Genomic DNA, 15,399 nt, shown 5'->3' on the forward strand with positions numbered 1-15,399 from the left:
CTCTCCGGAGCCTGGCGGGTTTTTCTTTGCCTGCGGGGCGCGGGCTACATACAGCGGTGGGAGTCGCTCAGCCGTTCCACGACTCGACGTTCAGGACGATCCGTGCGACCGGGTTGGCCTCTGCGGACTGTGGAGCGAACTTGATCTGGGCGAACGTGACGACGCCGAGAGCGACGACCAAAAGCGCTCCGGACGCGGCGATGCGGGGAAGGAATTTCACAGAGACCTCATTTTGATGGCTAACCAGGAACCGGCGAAGCTGACAGGCGTGTCGAGTCACCTTCAGCGGCATATCTGTCCGCAACCGGGCAACGCCGGACACGGTCGTCAGATCGCATTTGCCGATCAGACGGGGCTTGTGCAGTGCACTATAAATGGTTTATTGGCGTGCGCAGTGCGACACCCTGTCGCCAGCGGATTCTTAATTGCTTGAGCGTTTCGTGTATGAAAGGTTTCTGTAGGCCGCGTGCCGTCATGCTATGTGGGCGATTCTCGCAGGCACGGACGATGTCGAGGTGGCCGCCTCGACAGGCTCCCCGCTGGAGCCCGCTGGACCTAGGCTACATTGCGCAGCTTGGAGCTGCGCTCTGCTTGCTTCTCGAGGAAGCGCTTGTAGTGCGCCTCCAGGTAGAGCGCCTGTTCTGCAGTGGGCGTCTTGCGCAGACGGGTATGGTCACCCACCAGACGGGCACGTTCCGCCTCGCCGATCGCATCAGAGAAGAGCAGATTGCCGGTCTTGGGGTGGATTGACATAAGGTAGCCGTCGTAGACCTTGTCCAAAGTGCCAGCGAGCAGCAAGCCATTGCTCGGGTCCAGCTTCTCTACATCGGTGCTGTCCTTCGATGGCTTGGCATGACCCGCGACCAGCGCTCTCAAAGGTGTAAGCGCCGGTCACTGCACACTGGCCCTCCCAGGAGACCGCGCCGAAGCTGGGGCTGAAGTCGGATCCCAGCGAACATGGCCGATGCGGAGCTTATAGTGGGTCGGTGGACTCCGATCCTTCCGATCCGGCTTCCGTTCTCCAGTTGCGAATCAGTCTGCGCGGCGTCAGCCCGCCGGTCTGGCGGCGACTCCGCGGCGAAAGAAAGCCGGCCACGAAGGGTCGGCGGCGTCTCCGACTGGAGCATTGAAGACGGGTTTCCCGTAGAGCAAAGTAATGTCGTCACTGGCCGATGCCCGCCAGGACAGGGCGTGCGCCCTTGAATTGACGACTTTGCTTCGTTACGCTGCGAAGCAAAGTTGTCAATTCGCATCAGTGCGCAATAATTCTGTCAATTCCCCTTCGCCCGAGATCATCGCATCGGCTCCCGCGAGGTGGGCTTCTTGGTCGGTTCTTCATGATCCTCGAGCCGCTCACTTTTCCGCGCCCACGCGACGCCGGTCGCTGCGATGGGTTCAGTCCGAGGCTCAGGTGAGGTTCGACGCTTTACAGGCGCGGGCCATTCACCGCACGAGCAGCAATCGATTCGGATACTACGGGAAAGGCGTTAGAGACGGGCGTGGCTTCATGGCGGTCGAGGAACACGATGCGTCGTCGATTTCCATCTAGATGGTGACAACCACAAAGGATTCGCACTACTAATAAATAAAATGACCACAAGATGGTGGCCTAAGATGTTGTTTATAGCTCGACCGAGGCATTCGCCGTACGGCACTTCCATACGGCGTGAAGGGCATCTGCGCGTGTCGAGGCCGGAAACAGACAGCGCACGCTGCCTGCACTAGCGGCGCCCGCGACCTCTTTGCATCCGCACGCGAGCCAGCAGTTGGTCACGTCAGCTCAAGCGCTAATGACGACAGAGCGTGCGTTATGCTCGGGCGATTGGGGCGCCATCCGGACGGCCCTTTTTCAAACGTTTGCACTGCGGTCGCATAAGGAGCGACGAAGTTTTTTTGTGAAGAGCCTGCAGCGTTTCAGACCCACGCAAAGAGCCTGCGCGTATTAGATTTCCGCGGGCGTGGCATTGTTGATCCCGACGTGCAGCTCGTAGGGCATGGAGTGTCAGGGGAGCCTGCTCCTTGATAAGCGCCTCCAATGATTGACCCCTAGCTGATAGGAGAATCACACAAAAATGCGGTGTTGACGAAATTACTTCGCTTTTGGTGACGACTTTCCTTCGCTCTACGAATCTCGAGCGTGTCGCTCGCGGACATGCCTGATCTTGCGAAGCCATGGCCTGTCGCTCCAAGGCCGTTTTTCGAAGAGGGATTTGGCAGTTGGCTAGGACGGGTCGCGACGTGTTACCAGATCAGAGTGGGCATGCTGTGGGAAACGAGCACGGCTGAATCTGCCGAACCTTGGAAAAGCGGGATGGATATTATTTCCTCCAGTCTCCGCATCACCGCCGGATCAGATCTCTAAGTTGGCCCGGGTGAGCGAGGGGAGCTTGGCAGCGATCCAGACGCCACCCGAATGGATGGCCGACCAGCGTTACCTTGTTTATTGTTTCAGATGTCTCGTGTTCAACGATGTCGACGTGTCGGCCCCACGGTGGAAGAGAGAGTGGTTCAATCCTGAAGCTGAATACTGCACAACGCATCACAGCCTGCTGGAAACGGTCCCTGCATCGATGTTCGGAAAAGCCGCCAACTTCGGTGCGGCGCTCCGGGCGATATCGTGCTATCGAACTCCTCGATTTCCCAGAAACGGACGGCTACGCTAGCGGCGTTACTGAACTTGCTAGCGCTTCTGTGAACGCTGCTAGCGTCAATTGTGGGCGCCAACTGCACGTACGGCGCATGGATGGACGGTCGATGAACTTGCGCGTAAAGCGGGCCTCTCGCGTTCAGCGCTTGCACAGCGCTTTACTCAATTGTTTGGCCCGCCACCGATGCAGTATCTGGCGCGCTGGCGTCTGCAAATTGCGGCACAGGCGTTACGTGACGGAGCGAAGTCGCTTAGGGCTATCGCCGAGCGGATCGGCTATGAGTCGGAGGCGGCATTCAATGGCGCATTCATGCGGGAATTCGGCTTACCGCCCGCCAGTTGGCGACGCAGCCACTTGACGATGGACGGCCAAGATTCGTTGTCCGGCGCGGCCGATGCCCGTTTTCTCTCAGCCGAATCTCGCCTCTACAAGCCGGTTCTGGGCGCGGCAGAGAAAGATCATCCGGCCAATATTGAACGACTCATGAAGCACATGCAGAGCGAGTGGCGTCGTGAGAATGGCCAGTTCTTTCCGCCGTTCAAGCGACCTTGCGGCGCAGCCGGCGTGCATAGAGCCACACCGCGGAAACCAGATAATAGATTGCGCCCACGGCGGCGTAACCCGCCACGCGTGAGATTGCTGGGGGCAACGACACACCGGCTGGCACGAGGAAGTAAGCACCTGCCAGCGCCGATTGTGCGCCGCTCAGAACCATGACCCATTGCGCGGAAGAGCGCTTCCAGCGGCGCAACGCAGTTCCGAGTTGCAAGAGCCCTGACAGTATCGCCCACGCCCCGAAGACGCCAAGCACCCAGCTCATACTGGTTTTCAACGCCAGAATTACTGCGATCGCCGTGATGACGCTGATGACAATGTTGATTGCCTGCGTGCGGCTTTCCGCCATCCCGCCGCTGCGCAACATATCGAAGTAATTGGCGAGCGCGTCCCATGCGGGATAGACGAAAAGCAAAGCCGCTGTCGCCTCCGGTGAGTGTTGTCCAACCGAAAAAGCAAGTGCGACCCAGACCGCTGAAAACGCGGTCCGCAAAAAATAGTAGCGCGTTAGCCAGTGTTCTTCGCGAACGCTATTGGCGTTCATGGGATCTTCATTCATTGCAACTCCTTTTCTAATCTCCGCTACCGTGGGGCTTCGTCAGCGGCAATCATAGATAACGCTCGTGACGGCCCAACTCACATCGGGGGTGCCAGCCCGTCCTTCTCCACGACGATCTGCAGCCCTTTGTAGGCGGCACCTGTGCCGTGGCTCGCCACGACGAACACCCGCTTGCCCGTGGTCAGTTCGTCGCGCGTAGCGGGAATGAGCGTGACGACCGGCGCGTTCGCGGGCACCGTGACGGTGTTATTGCCGCCCTTGTACGAAAGCTTGAGGTCGCGACCGCTGGTGCCCTGCACGACCGTATCGACGTTCGCGTTTGTCATCGAGCTATTCGCGCCCAAGTCCCATGCATAATGACCTTCCGCAGTTCCGCGCGCGGCCTCGGGAAATACGAGGACTTCCTTCGCCACGAGCTTGCCGTCGGCGCCTGGCATTGCGGCGGCCCCCACGTAGGTACCAGGCTTGATATCCGAAAGCTGTACGGCTTTCACGGCATTCAGGCCCGTTGAATCGTCTACTGCGATGCTGACCGTTTCGCCGCTGCGCCGGTGTACCTGTAGCATGCCGGCTGAATACGACTGGATGGTGCCCCTGATCCGCTCAGGCTTATCCCCCGAGGGTTGAGCAAACGAGGCGTTAGCGAGCGTGAGGGCAATCGCCGAAACGACGAGTTGAAATCGGAAGGACATGGATACTCCGTATGGTCGGGTCTGATCGGTGTAACAATCGCACGTCAGGATCGCATTTCGCACTCTTCGTCGGCATCGGTCAGATGACCGACCCCCCCCAAAAAAAGGTGCAATCGCATATAGTTATCAGTCGTTCCCAAAAGTGATTGTTCACATGACGCCAACGATCGACGACGATGCTAGTCACACGCCGCTGCGCGTATTCGATTCGGTGAAGGCGCTCGCCTTCATCGGCGATCTGAGCATGGGCCAGCCAACCGACCATTCGCTGCGCACAGGGTGGCTCGCAGCGCGCCTTGCCGAGGCCGTTGGCATCGACGCGACAGCATGCGACACCGTCCGCGAGGCGTCGATGCTGCGGTGGTCAGGGTGCACGGCGAACGCCGCGGGCTTCGCCGACGTTTTCGGCGACGACATCACAAGCCGCGTCGCGATGCTCGAAGGTCGGGTTGACTGGATCGAGCCGCTCGAGGCGCTAGGCGGCGTCGCCGCGGTGCTCACGCCGCTCGCGCAAATTCACTGTGAGGTGTCGGGCGAGATCGCGCGCATGCTGGGCCTCGCACGCGCAACCGAAACTGCGTTACGGCACATCTTCGAAACGTGGGACGGCAACGGGCTCCCCGCGCGTCTGGAGGGAGTGGCGGTGCCGGTTCCCGTGTACGTGGTCGCCCTCGCCGGCGATCTGGAGGTCTTCTCCCGCACGTATGGTATGGAACGGGCGCTCGGACTGATTGCACAACGCGCCGACGCCCGCTACCCGGCGCGGCTAGTCGACACCGCCGTGCGCCATGCGCCCTCGTGGCTGACGGAACTGGATCTGCTGTCCCCTGCGGATCTCGACGCCGCGTTGACGACGTCGAGAATGCAACAGGCGACGTCGGCCGAATTGATCGCCGACGTCATCGATCTGAAGCTGCCATGGATGACCGGCTTCTCGCGCGCAGTGGCCGCGACGGCAGCTGCAGGTTGTGCGCGGCTCACGCCAGACGAAGCGGCGCACCGGCGCGTCTATCGCGCGGGTTTGATTCACGGTATTGGCCGCGCGGCGGTTCCAAACAATGTCTGGAACATGGCCAGAGGCCTGCCCCCGAGCGCCTGGGAAAAAGTGCGCCTCGTCCCCTACTGGACCTGGCGCGCGGGCCAGCAGGCCGGGGCGCTCGGCGAAGCGGCCAAACTTGCATCGCATGCGTACGAACGCTTGGACGGTTCCGGCTATTTTCGTGCAGCCCGCGATGCGGTGTTATCGCTCGAGGCGCGGGTACTGGCGGTGTCGGTGGTGTGGGTCGCGTTGCGCTCGGCGCGTCCGTGGCGTGCGGCACTCTCCGCCGACGCAGCGGCGAAGCAGTTGCGTGAGGAGGCGGCAAGCGGCCGGCTGGATGGCCACGCGGTAGAGGCATTGCTTGGTGACGGCGCGGCCGTCGCCAGACGCGCCACCAGCAGCACGCCTCAAGACGCGCGCCTCTCTGCACGGGAGATCGACGTGCTGCGTGCCATTTCGCGGGGCGCGAGCAACAAGAAAGTCGCGCAGGAGTTGGCACTCAGCCCGAGTACGGTGCGCACGCACGTGGAGAGCGTGTTTCGCAAGCTCGAATGCTCAACGCGCGCGGTAGCCACGCTCAGGGCATCGGCAATGGGCTTGCTATGATCGCTCGACTCGTGCAGCGGCTCCGACGCTCAACTGGAGCCGCTGCTAGCAGGATGTCCGGGGCGCCTCCCACCTAAACCATGATGTAGACGACATCTTCTTCCGTCTCGTTCTTGACGTGATGAACGACGCCGGTATCGACGTTAAAGAAGTCACGCACTTTTATGCTCATGACCAGCCCGCCGATTTTCGTCTCCACAGTCAGGACTCCGCGGACTACGAGAAAGCGATCCCGCGGACAGTCATTTTAACGACGGTGTAGCCACTCTCCCGCAAGGTTTGATATTCAACGTTGCTATTGGCAAGAGGAATGTCGTTATCGTCCACGCTGATGATCTCGCTGAAGAGTTACAAGAGAAAAGTCAGCACGGTGACACGGCCCCGCCTGTAAGTCCGGCAGCGTTGATCGAGTCGCGATGCACACCCATACGGGATTTGTAGTCGCCCTGCTAGCTACAAACAATCTTGTTTCAGGGTAATTTCGAAAGCCCGTTCGCGAATGGCTTGAAGAAAAGGATCTCCTGTCGGCGGCCGCACCGTACCGGTCAAACGACCGATACCCGTTCGGTCCAATGAGGCCCGTGTCGAACGAGACTAACTTACCGCTTGCAGTGCACAGCCTCCGTGAATCAGTGCACCGAAGCACACCGGTAAACGGTCCACGATGAAGCGCGCTCGGCTCTGAGGCCGCCCGGCATGCGCCGTCAGGAAGAAGAGTCGATAGTTGCAAAGCCTTTCCGGACAGGCATCTGCGGTCTGTATTAGCCCTCTGGCACAAAGCCTGCATTCCACCGCTCAACTTGTATTCAAGATTGAACTCATGGAACGCATCGCTCCGTTCAAGGTTCGCGCGCTGCTAGACGCATATCGTCAAGGCGAAACATCGCCATGCGACACGGTCGCCACAGTGCTGCAACGTCTTGCCATCACGCATCGTCCGGAAGCGTGGATTCTTCGCGTGTCCGAAGCCTCGCTCGCCGCGCGCGCCGCCGAACTCGAACGCCTGCTCGCGGACGAAGGCCCGGCGCTCTTTGCCCGCATGCCGCTGTTCGGCGTGCCGTTCGCGGTGAAGGACAACGTCGACGTGGCCGGCCTGCCGACCACCGCCGCATGCGATGCCTTCGCCTACACGCCGGACGAGACGGCGTTCGCGGTGGCGCGTCTGCTGGACGCGGGCGCGATTCTCGTTGGCAAGACCAATCTCGATCAGTTCGCGACGGGGCTCGTCGGCACACGTTCGCCATACGGCGCGGTGCGTCAGATCACGCGGGATGAATACGTGTCGGGCGGATCGAGCTCCGGTTCGGCGATCGCGGTCGCGACGGGTATCGTCGCGTTCTCGCTCGGCACCGATACCGCCGGGTCCGGACGCGTGCCTGCGGGCTTCAACGGGCTGGTGGGGCTCAAGCCGTCGCTCGGGCTCGTCAGCAAGCGCGGCGTTGTGCCGGCGTGCCGCACGCTCGATACGCTGTCGGTGTTCGCGCACGACGTCGCCGATGCCTGGCAAGTGCTCAATCAGCTCGCGTTCTACGACCCGCGCGACGGTTACTCCAGGCCGCTGCCCTCGCGCGGTTTGCAACACGCGCCATTGCGCATTGCGATTCCCGACACGCTCACGTTCTTCGACGACCACCACGCGTCGGCCGCGTTCGCCGCGACCATGGATGGCATCGCCACGCATCTCGCGTTGACGCCGGCGACGTTCGCCTTCGCGCCGCTACAGCAGGTCGCCGCGCTTCTTTACGACGGCCCGTGGGTCGCCGAGCGGCGCGCCGCGCTCGGCACGTTTTTTATGACACATCACCACGATATCGACCCAACCGTCGCGAAGGTGATCGGCCAGGCGGAGCGTTTCGATGCGGCCGCCGCATTCGACGGGCAGTACGCGCTCGCGAGGCTGGCGCGCCAGGCCGCAGCGCTGTTCGAGCACGCCGACGTGCTGATCGTGCCGACCACGCCGACGCACCCGACCATCGCCGACGTAAAGGCCAATCCGGTGGAGGTGAACAGCCGTCTGGGCATCTATACGAACTTCGTCAATCTGCTCGATCTATGCGCGCTCGCCGTGCCCGCCGTGCCGCGCGCCGACGGTCTGCCCGCGGGCGTGACGCTGATCGGACCAGCGGGTGCAGACCAGCAACTCGCGTTGCTCGGCGCGCGTATTCAGGCGCTGTTCAGCGAAGCCGTCGAGCAACGCGATGCGGACGCCATCGCGAGCCAGCCGCTGCCGATTCAGGAACCGGTCGTCACGCTGGCCGTGGTCGGTGCGCATCTGCGGGGCGAGCCGTTGAACTGGCAACTGCTGCAAGCCGGCGCGCGCTTCGTCGAAGCCACGACGACCTCGCCTCACTACCGGCTCTATTCACTTGCCGGCACGTTGCCGCCGAAACCCGGCCTCGTGCGCCGCACGGGCGACGCGGCAGAAGGCGAAGCCATCGCTATCGAACTGTGGGAAGTGCCGCTGCGCACGTTCGGCGCGTTCGTCGCGGCCGTGCCCGCGCCGCTCGCCATCGGCACGCTCGAGACCATCGACGGGCACAGTGTGAAGGGCTTCGTCTGTGAGCCCTCGGCGGTCGCGCACGACGCGGGCGCCCTCGACATTACCGCTTACGGCGGCTGGCGCGCGTATCTCGCGCACCGCGCGCCGCAGCCGAACGCCTGATGCCCGCCATCGGAAATCCAGCATTCAGAACGCAGTGAACGACCAACTTAGGGAAACCACACCATGACTCAACGTCGCGACTTCATCAAGCAGGCGGGCGCCCTCGCGCTCGGCAGCCTGCTGCCGTTCGAAAGCGTGTTCGCTGCCGAAAAGCTCACCGTCGGCGTGATCTACGTCGGTTCGAAGGGCGATTATGGCTACAACCAGGCGCAGGCCCAGGCGGCCGCGGTCATCAAGAAGATGCCGAACGTGAAGGTGGTCGAAGAAGAGAATGTGCCGGAAACGGTGGCCGCGCAGAAGTCGATGGAAGCAATGATCGAGCAGGACGGCGCGACGCTCGTTTTCGCCACCTCGTTCGGCTACTTCGATCCGCACGTGCTTAAGATGGCGGCTAGGTATCCGAAAGTGCGTTTCGCGCATTGCGGCGGCCTCTGGAAGCAGGGCAACCCGTCGAACATCGCGAGCTACTTCGGCTACATCGACGAATGTCAGTACCTGAACGGCGTTGTCGCCGGCCACATGAGCAAGAGCAAGAAGCTCGGTTTCGTCGCGGCCAAGCCGATTCCGCAGGTGCTGCGCAACATCAACGCGTTCACGCTCGGCGCGCAGTCGGTCGATCCGTCCATTACGACACACGTCATTTTCACGGGCGACTGGTCGATGCCGGTCAAGGAAGCCGAAGCGACCAACAGTCTCGTCGATCAGGGTTGCGACGTCCTGACCTGCCACGTCGACGGTCCGAAGGTCGTCATCGAAACGGCGGAGAAGCGCGGCGCGATGAGCTGCGGCTACCACGCCAGCCAGGCGGCGCTCGCGCCAAAGGGATATTTGACGGGCGCCGAGTGGGACTGGGCGACGCCGTACAAAACGCTCGTCACTGACGCGCAGAGCGGCACGCCGCAGCCGAACATTCTGCGCGGCGGCCTCAAGGAAGGTTTCGTGAAGATGTCGCCCTATGGCGCCAAAGTGACGGCCGCCGCGAAGACCAAGGCCGACGCCGTGAGGACGCAGATGATGGCCGGCCAGTTCGTCATCTTCAGGGGCCCGCTGAAGGACAACAAGGGCGGCAGCGCGATCGCGTCCGCCACGGCCTACGCGCAGACCGACATCACGCTCGAAAGCATGAATTATCTCGTCGCGGGCGTGGTGGGCCAGATCTGATCCCGCGTGCTGACAGCGCAATTCGCGCAACTGAAGGAGAGACAATGCGTGCTCATGCTTCCACGGTGACGTCGCCCGGTCTTGCCCGCGCGCTGCTCGGCGTGCTGCCCGCACTGCCGACGCTCGCGGCGCTCGCCGGCTCACTGCTGCTGTTCGCGATCTTTCTGCTCGTGCAGGGCCAGCCCGCGGGAGAGGCGATCGTGCTGATCGTGCAAGGCGCATTCGGCTCGGCGTTCGCGTGGCAGAGCACGCTGCTGCGCGCCGCGCCGTTGATGCTCACCGCGCTGTGCGTGGCGCTGCCTGCGCAGGTCGGCCTAATCGTGATCGGCGGCGAGGGAGCGCTCGCGTTTGGCGGACTCGCTGCGGCGGTCACGCCGCAACTGCTGCCGCACGGCACGCCGTGGTTCGTCGCGACGCCCGCGATGGCGCTGGCGGGCATGATCGCCGGCGGTGCGTGGATCGGCACGGTCGGCGCGTTGCGGCAGTGGCGCGGCGTAAACGAGACCATCAGCTCGCTGCTGATGTCGTATATCGCGATTGCGTTGTTCAAGCATCTGGTCGAAGGGCCGTTGCGCGATCCGGCGAGCCTGAACAAGCCGTCGACGCTGCCGCTGCCCGATGCGTTCACGATCGGCTCGCTGCCAGGACTCGACGTGCATTGGGGACTCTTCTGGGGCGCGCTCGCGTGCGTCGGAGCGTGGATCTTCGTGCGTCACAGCACCAAGGGTTTCGCGATGCGCGTGATGGGCGGCAACGCGCGCGCCGCACGCCTCGTCGGCCTGCCAGTCAACTCGCTCGCGCTGAGCGCATGCGTCCTCGGCGGCGCCGCCGCGGGACTCGCCGGCATGTTCGAAGTTTCGGCGGTGCAGGGTAGCGCGAACGCGTCGCTGCTCGCAGGTTACGGCTACGCGGGCATCCTCGTCGCATTCGCTGCACGGCAAAATCCGCTCGCGATCATCGCATGCGCTCTGATGATTGGCGGCATCGAGGCGAGCGGCAGTCTGCTGCAACGCCGCCTCGATCTGCCCGACGCGACCACGCTCGTCTTGCAAGGGCTGCTGTTCGCGAACCTGCTCGCGTGGGAAGCGCTCGGCGGCCGGCTCGCCGCGTGGCGCGTGAAGTTGCAGGCGCTCGCGCAATCCGAAGTGCCGCATCCGCTGGAGCAAACTCATGCCTGATCTGCACTCGCCCGTTGCCGTGCTGCTGCTCTCGCTCCTGGCGGGCGCGATTCGCGTCAGCACGCCGTATCTGTTCGTGAGCCTCGGTGAATGCCTGACCGAGAAGGGCGGCCGCGTGAATCTCGGGCTCGAAGGCATTCTCGTGTCGGGCGCGATGAGCGGTTACGCAGGCTCGTATCTGACCGGTTCGCCGTGGCTCGGCGTGCTGATTGCCGGATGCGCGGGCCTGCTGCTCGGCTGCCTGCACGGACTCATCTGCTCGCTGCCGCGCGTGTCCGACATCGCGTTCGGTATCGCGTTGATGCTGTTCGGCACCGGCCTCGCGTTCTATCTCGGCAAGCCGTTCATCGAGCCGCAGGCGGCAATGCTGCGCTCGTTCGACTTCGGCGCGTGGAGCGCATCGCCGCAATTGCATAACGCGCTGCACTTGAATCCACTGTTCCTGATAGGCGTCGCGCTTGCATTCGTTCTGCAGTGGGGTTTGCGCTCCACACGCTGGGGCATGACGCTGCGGCTCGTCGGCGACAACGCGGAGAGCGCGCGGGCGATGGGCTATCCGATCACACGCGTACGCATCGCGGCGACGGCGGTCGGCGGCTTTTTCGCGGGCGTCGGCGGCGCGTATCTGTCGCTCGTTTATCCGGGCAGCTGGAATGAAGGCCTGTCGAGCGGCCAGGGGTTGATGGCCGTCGCGCTCGTGATCTTCGCGCGCTGGCAGCCGCTGCGCTGTCTGTGGGCGGCGCTGCTGTTCGGCGCGGCCGGCGCACTCGGCCCCGCGCTGCAGGCGATCGGCGTGACGAGCGGCTACTACCTGTTCAACGCCGCGCCGTACGTCCTCACACTGGCAATCATGATCGTCAACTGTCGGCAGGATCGCACGCTCGCAGGTGCGCCCGGCGAACTGAGTCTCACGCGCTGAAACCGCCGAAGCGATCCACCTACATTTCGTCTACCCGGAGTCCACATGACCTGTTTCATCGAAGCCCGACCGTATCCGTGGCCCTTCGACGGCGCGCTGCGCGCCGACAATACGGCGCTCATCATCATCGACATGCAGACCGACTTCTGCGGCATCGGCGGCTATGTCGACAAGATGGGCTACGACCTGTCGCTGACGCGCGCGCCGATCGAACCGATCAGCCGCGTGCTGGCAACGATGCGCGAGCAGGGTTTCACCGTCATCCATACCCGCGAAGGACATCGGCCGGATCTGTCGGATCTTCCTGCCAACAAGCGCTGGCGCAGCCGCCGGGCGGGCACGGACGGTATCGGCATCGGCGACGACGGTCCGTGCGGCAAGATCCTGGTGCGCGGGCAACCCGGCTGGGACATCATCGAGGAGCTAGCGCCGCTGCCGGGCGAAATCATCATCGACAAGCCCGGCAAGGGCTCGTTCTGCGCCACCGATCTTGAACTCATTCTGCGCACGCGCGGCATCGTCAATCTGGTGCTGACCGGCATCACGACCGACGTGTGCGTGCATACGACGATGCGCGAAGCGAACGACCGCGGCTTCGAATGCACGGTTCTCGCCGACTGCTGCGGCGCGACCGACAAGGGCAATCACGACGCGGCACTGAACATGGTGCTGATGCAGGGCGGCGTGTTTGGCACGGTGTCGGATTCCAGCGCGCTGATTGCCGCGCTCGGACGCTGATCATGTCGACGCTCGCCAGCATGAAATCGTTGCCGTCACGCACCGGAGCGCTTGGCATCGAAGTGCTCGGCGCGAGCAAACGCTTCGGCGCTTTCCGTGCGCTCGACGACGTGACGCTCAAGGTGCGCGCAGGCACCGTGCACGCGCTGCTCGGCGAGAACGGCGCGGGCAAGAGCACGCTCGTGAAAGGTCTCGTCGGTTATGGCGTGCTCGACAGCGGCCAGATCGCCGCGGACGGCCGCGAAGTGCGCATTGCTTCGCCCCGCGATGCGCAGGCGCTCGGCATCGGCATGGTGTACCAGCATTTCACGCTGGCGGCGGGTTTGTCGGTGGAAGAGAACCTGCTTCTCGCGCGTGGCGGGATGCCGTGGAAAATCGACTGGCAAGCCGAACGCAAGGCGCTCGGCGCATTCATGCGCGGCATGCCGTTCCGGCTGGCGCTCGACGCGCCGGTGTCAAGTCTCGCGGCCGGCGAAAAGCAGAAGCTCGAAATATTGAAGCAACTGTATCTGCGTCAGCGCTTCCTGGTTCTCGACGAACCGACCTCGGTGCTGACGCCGCAGGAAGCGGACGAAGTTCTCGGCCTCATGCGCGATCTCGCCACGCGCGGTGATCTCACCGTACTGATGATCACGCACAAATTCCGCGAAGTGATGGTCTACGCGGACGACGTCACGGTTCTGCGCAAGGGCCGCTTCGTCGGCAGTTGCGCAGTGCGCGACACCGACCGCGACCGCCTCGCTTCGTGGATGATGGGCAGCGACGCCGGTTTCGACGCGCGCGCGGCAGCCGGCATCGACGACGTGCGGCCTGCGCGCCGGCCGCTTGTCGCCGATGCACCGGTGGCGCTCGAACTGTCGGCGCTGACGGTGGTGGACGATCGCGGACACGTGGCAGTGCGCGATGCGTCGCTCGCCGTGCGGGCGGGCCAGATTTTCGGCTTGGCGGGCGTGTCGGGCAATGGCCAGAAGGAGCTGATCGAGGCGCTGGTCGGCCAGCGGAGCGTGCAATCTGGCGACATGCGCGTGAAGGGAGAAGCGTACCGCGCGACACGCGAAGCGATGACGCGCCTGAAAGTCTTCGCATTGCCCGAGGAGCCGCTGCGTAATGCGTGTGTCGCGAATCTGAGCGTCGCGGAAAACCTCGCGTTGCGCGACTTCGATCGCGCGCCGTTGCGCGCAGGCGGCTGGCGGCTCAACCGTCGCGCGTTACGCGAACGCGCTGAAAAGCGCATTGCCGAGTTCAACGTGCGGCCGCCGGTGCCGGAGCGCGCGATCGGCACGCTTTCGGGCGGTAACGTGCAGCGCGCGGTACTGGCTCGCGAACTGGGCCAGCCGGTCGATGTGCTGATTGTCGCGAATCCGGTGTTCGGCCTCGACTTCTCGTCGGTGGCCGATATTCACACACGGATTCTAGCGGCCCGCGACGCGGGCGCGGCGGTGCTGCTGGTGAGCGAGGACCTCGACGAATTGCTGGAACTGGCCGACCGCATCGCAGTGATCGCGGAAGGGCGGCTCGTTTTCGAAACCGCCGTGGAACACGCGGACCGCGTGGTGCTCGGGCGCCACATGGCGGGCCACGGCGACGATCGGCAACCCGAAGTGGCGGACACTTCCGCCGCCTTTCATGGAGCATGACAGATGAGTTCCAGTGGACTCGGCGGACTTAACCGCTCGCCCGCGGGCGTCGTAGTCGGCCTCGTGCAATTGCAGAATCCCAATGTCGAAACGCCCGCGCAGCTCGCGTCGCAGACGCAGCGCGTGGTGGAACTGGTCGGCAAGGCGCGGCGCAACAACGCGGCGATGGATCTCGTCGTGTTTCCGGAATACGCTTTGCATGGCCTTTCAATGCGCACCGACGACGCGATCATGTGCAGCCTCGACGGACCAGAAGTGGCCGCCTTCAAGGCGGCGTGCGTCGAGCACCGCATCTGGGGTTGCTTTTCGATCATGGAGCGCAATCCAGGCGGCAATCCGTACAACAGCGGACTGATCATTGACGACAAAGGCGTGATCCAGCTCTACTACCGCAAGCTGCATCCGTGGGTGCCGGTCGAGCCGTGGGAGCCGGGCGATCTCGGCGTGCCAGTCTGCACCGGCCCGCGCGGCGTGAAGCTCGGCCTCATCATCTGCCACGACGGCATGTTTCCGGAGATGGCGCGGGAAGCCACCTACAAGGGCGCCGAAGTCATTCTGCGCACGGCGGGATACACCGCGCCGATTCGCCACGCGTGGCGCATCACCAATCAGTCGAACGCGTTTCAGAACCTCGCGCAGACGGCGAGCGTCTGTCTATGCGGTAGCGACGGCACGTTCGATTCGATGGGCGAGGGCATGTTCTGCGATTTCGACGGAACGGTGATGGTGGAGGGCAGCCATCGCCCGGACGAGGTCATCGTCTGCGAGATGCGGCCCGATCTCGTGCGCGAGGCGCGTATCCATTGGGGCGTCGAAAACAACATCTATCAGTTCGGACATCGCGGCTACGTTGCGGTGAAGGGCGGCGCGCAGGATTGCCCCTATACGTTCATGCATGACATCGTGCGCGGCGAATATCGTTTGCCCTGGGAGGCCGAGGTGCGCGTGACCGATGGCACACCTTGCGGCTTCGCACCGCCGGAACGCACTTACAAGAGATAATTG

Annotated in this window: 12 protein-coding genes and 1 pseudogene; 9 read left to right on the top strand and 4 right to left on the bottom strand. The window is 63.4% G+C overall.

Going from position 1 to position 15,399, the window contains the following annotated elements; genetic code table 11:
• Positions 1 to 67: 67 nt before the first annotated feature.
• Positions 68 to 220 (bottom strand): hypothetical protein, encoded by a 153-nt coding sequence (locus tag F759_RS42790; RefSeq protein WP_154670898.1) that lies wholly within the window; start codon positions 218 to 220, stop codon positions 68 to 70.
• A gap of 335 nt (positions 221 to 555) precedes the next feature.
• Complete coding sequence (locus F759_RS0102340) at positions 556 to 876, bottom strand: HNH endonuclease (protein WP_027798415.1); 321 nt, start codon at positions 874 to 876, stop codon at positions 556 to 558.
• A gap of 1,850 nt (positions 877 to 2,726) precedes the next feature.
• On the opposite strand from F759_RS0102340, the pseudogene F759_RS40575 reads away from it, so the two are divergent.
• A pseudogene (locus F759_RS40575) lies at positions 2,727 to 3,005 on the top strand (helix-turn-helix transcriptional regulator); the annotation flags it as partial.
• A gap of 181 nt (positions 3,006 to 3,186) precedes the next feature.
• Here the strand turns inward: F759_RS40575 and F759_RS0102345 are convergent.
• Both F759_RS0102345 and F759_RS0102350 read right to left on the bottom strand, forming a co-directional pair.
• On the bottom strand, positions 3,187 to 3,762 hold the full coding sequence (locus F759_RS0102345) for a DUF308 domain-containing protein (protein ID WP_027798416.1): 576 nt from the start codon (positions 3,760 to 3,762) through the stop codon (positions 3,187 to 3,189).
• A gap of 77 nt (positions 3,763 to 3,839) precedes the next feature.
• On the bottom strand, positions 3,840 to 4,454 hold the full coding sequence (locus F759_RS0102350) for a hypothetical protein (RefSeq protein WP_027798417.1): 615 nt from the start codon (positions 4,452 to 4,454) through the stop codon (positions 3,840 to 3,842).
• Positions 4,455 to 4,608: 154 nt separating this feature from the next.
• Here F759_RS0102350 and F759_RS0102355 point away from each other — a divergent pair, with 154 nt between their 5' ends.
• From F759_RS0102355 to F759_RS0102395, 8 genes are all read left to right on the top strand, one after another.
• Positions 4,609 to 6,099 (top strand): HD domain-containing phosphohydrolase, encoded by a 1,491-nt coding sequence (locus F759_RS0102355; protein ID WP_036023363.1) that lies wholly within the window; start codon positions 4,609 to 4,611, stop codon positions 6,097 to 6,099.
• Between the two features lie 820 nt (positions 6,100 to 6,919).
• Positions 6,920 to 8,761, top strand: coding sequence for an allophanate hydrolase (atzF, locus tag F759_RS0102365; protein ID WP_027798419.1), 1,842 nt, complete (start codon positions 6,920 to 6,922; stop codon positions 8,759 to 8,761).
• Between the two features lie 63 nt (positions 8,762 to 8,824).
• The gene (locus F759_RS0102370) at positions 8,825 to 9,922 is read left to right on the top strand and encodes a BMP family ABC transporter substrate-binding protein (protein WP_027798420.1); all 1,098 of its coding nucleotides are present in this window, start codon (positions 8,825 to 8,827) and stop codon (positions 9,920 to 9,922) included.
• Between the two features lie 44 nt (positions 9,923 to 9,966).
• Positions 9,967 to 11,100 (top strand): ABC transporter permease, encoded by a 1,134-nt coding sequence (locus F759_RS0102375; protein WP_027798421.1) that lies wholly within the window; start codon positions 9,967 to 9,969, stop codon positions 11,098 to 11,100.
• Positions 11,093 to 12,019, top strand: a complete 927-nt coding sequence (locus tag F759_RS0102380; RefSeq protein ID WP_027798422.1) for an ABC transporter permease — start codon at positions 11,093 to 11,095, stop codon at positions 12,017 to 12,019. Before F759_RS0102375 ends, F759_RS0102380 begins: the two co-directional genes overlap by 8 nt.
• Before the next feature lie 45 nt (positions 12,020 to 12,064).
• Positions 12,065 to 12,757, top strand: coding sequence for a biuret amidohydrolase (gene biuH, locus F759_RS0102385; RefSeq protein ID WP_027798423.1), 693 nt, complete (start codon positions 12,065 to 12,067; stop codon positions 12,755 to 12,757).
• A 2-nt stretch (positions 12,758 to 12,759) separates the two neighbouring features.
• A complete protein-coding gene (locus tag F759_RS0102390; protein ID WP_084534184.1) occupies positions 12,760 to 14,394 on the top strand; it encodes an ABC transporter ATP-binding protein in 1,635 nt (544 codons plus the stop codon).
• A 3-nt stretch (positions 14,395 to 14,397) separates the two neighbouring features.
• Positions 14,398 to 15,396, top strand: coding sequence for a formamidase (locus F759_RS0102395; protein ID WP_027798425.1), 999 nt, complete (start codon positions 14,398 to 14,400; stop codon positions 15,394 to 15,396).
• Positions 15,397 to 15,399 lie beyond the last annotated feature (3 nt).

The sequence above is a fragment of the Paraburkholderia dilworthii genome (assembly GCF_000472525.1).
Taxonomy (GTDB): domain Bacteria; phylum Pseudomonadota; class Gammaproteobacteria; order Burkholderiales; family Burkholderiaceae; genus Paraburkholderia; species Paraburkholderia dilworthii.

Excerpts from the sequence above, each read along its gene's own strand:
- F759_RS0102345 (WP_027798416.1), bottom strand. The coding sequence starts at position 3,762 with ATGAATGAAGATCCCATGAACGCCAATAGCGTTCGCGAAGAACACTGG.
- F759_RS0102350 (WP_027798417.1), bottom strand. The coding sequence starts at position 4,454 with ATGTCCTTCCGATTTCAACTCGTCGTTTCGGCGATTGCCCTCACGCTC.
- F759_RS0102355 (WP_036023363.1), top strand. The coding sequence starts at position 4,609 with ATGACGCCAACGATCGACGACGATGCTAGTCACACGCCGCTGCGCGTA.
- atzF (WP_027798419.1), top strand. The coding sequence starts at position 6,920 with ATGGAACGCATCGCTCCGTTCAAGGTTCGCGCGCTGCTAGACGCATAT.
- F759_RS0102370 (WP_027798420.1), top strand. The coding sequence starts at position 8,825 with ATGACTCAACGTCGCGACTTCATCAAGCAGGCGGGCGCCCTCGCGCTC.
- F759_RS0102375 (WP_027798421.1), top strand. The coding sequence starts at position 9,967 with ATGCGTGCTCATGCTTCCACGGTGACGTCGCCCGGTCTTGCCCGCGCG.
- F759_RS0102380 (WP_027798422.1), top strand. The coding sequence starts at position 11,093 with ATGCCTGATCTGCACTCGCCCGTTGCCGTGCTGCTGCTCTCGCTCCTG.
- biuH (WP_027798423.1), top strand. The coding sequence starts at position 12,065 with ATGACCTGTTTCATCGAAGCCCGACCGTATCCGTGGCCCTTCGACGGC.
- F759_RS0102390 (WP_084534184.1), top strand. The coding sequence starts at position 12,760 with ATGTCGACGCTCGCCAGCATGAAATCGTTGCCGTCACGCACCGGAGCG.
- F759_RS0102395 (WP_027798425.1), top strand. The coding sequence starts at position 14,398 with ATGAGTTCCAGTGGACTCGGCGGACTTAACCGCTCGCCCGCGGGCGTC.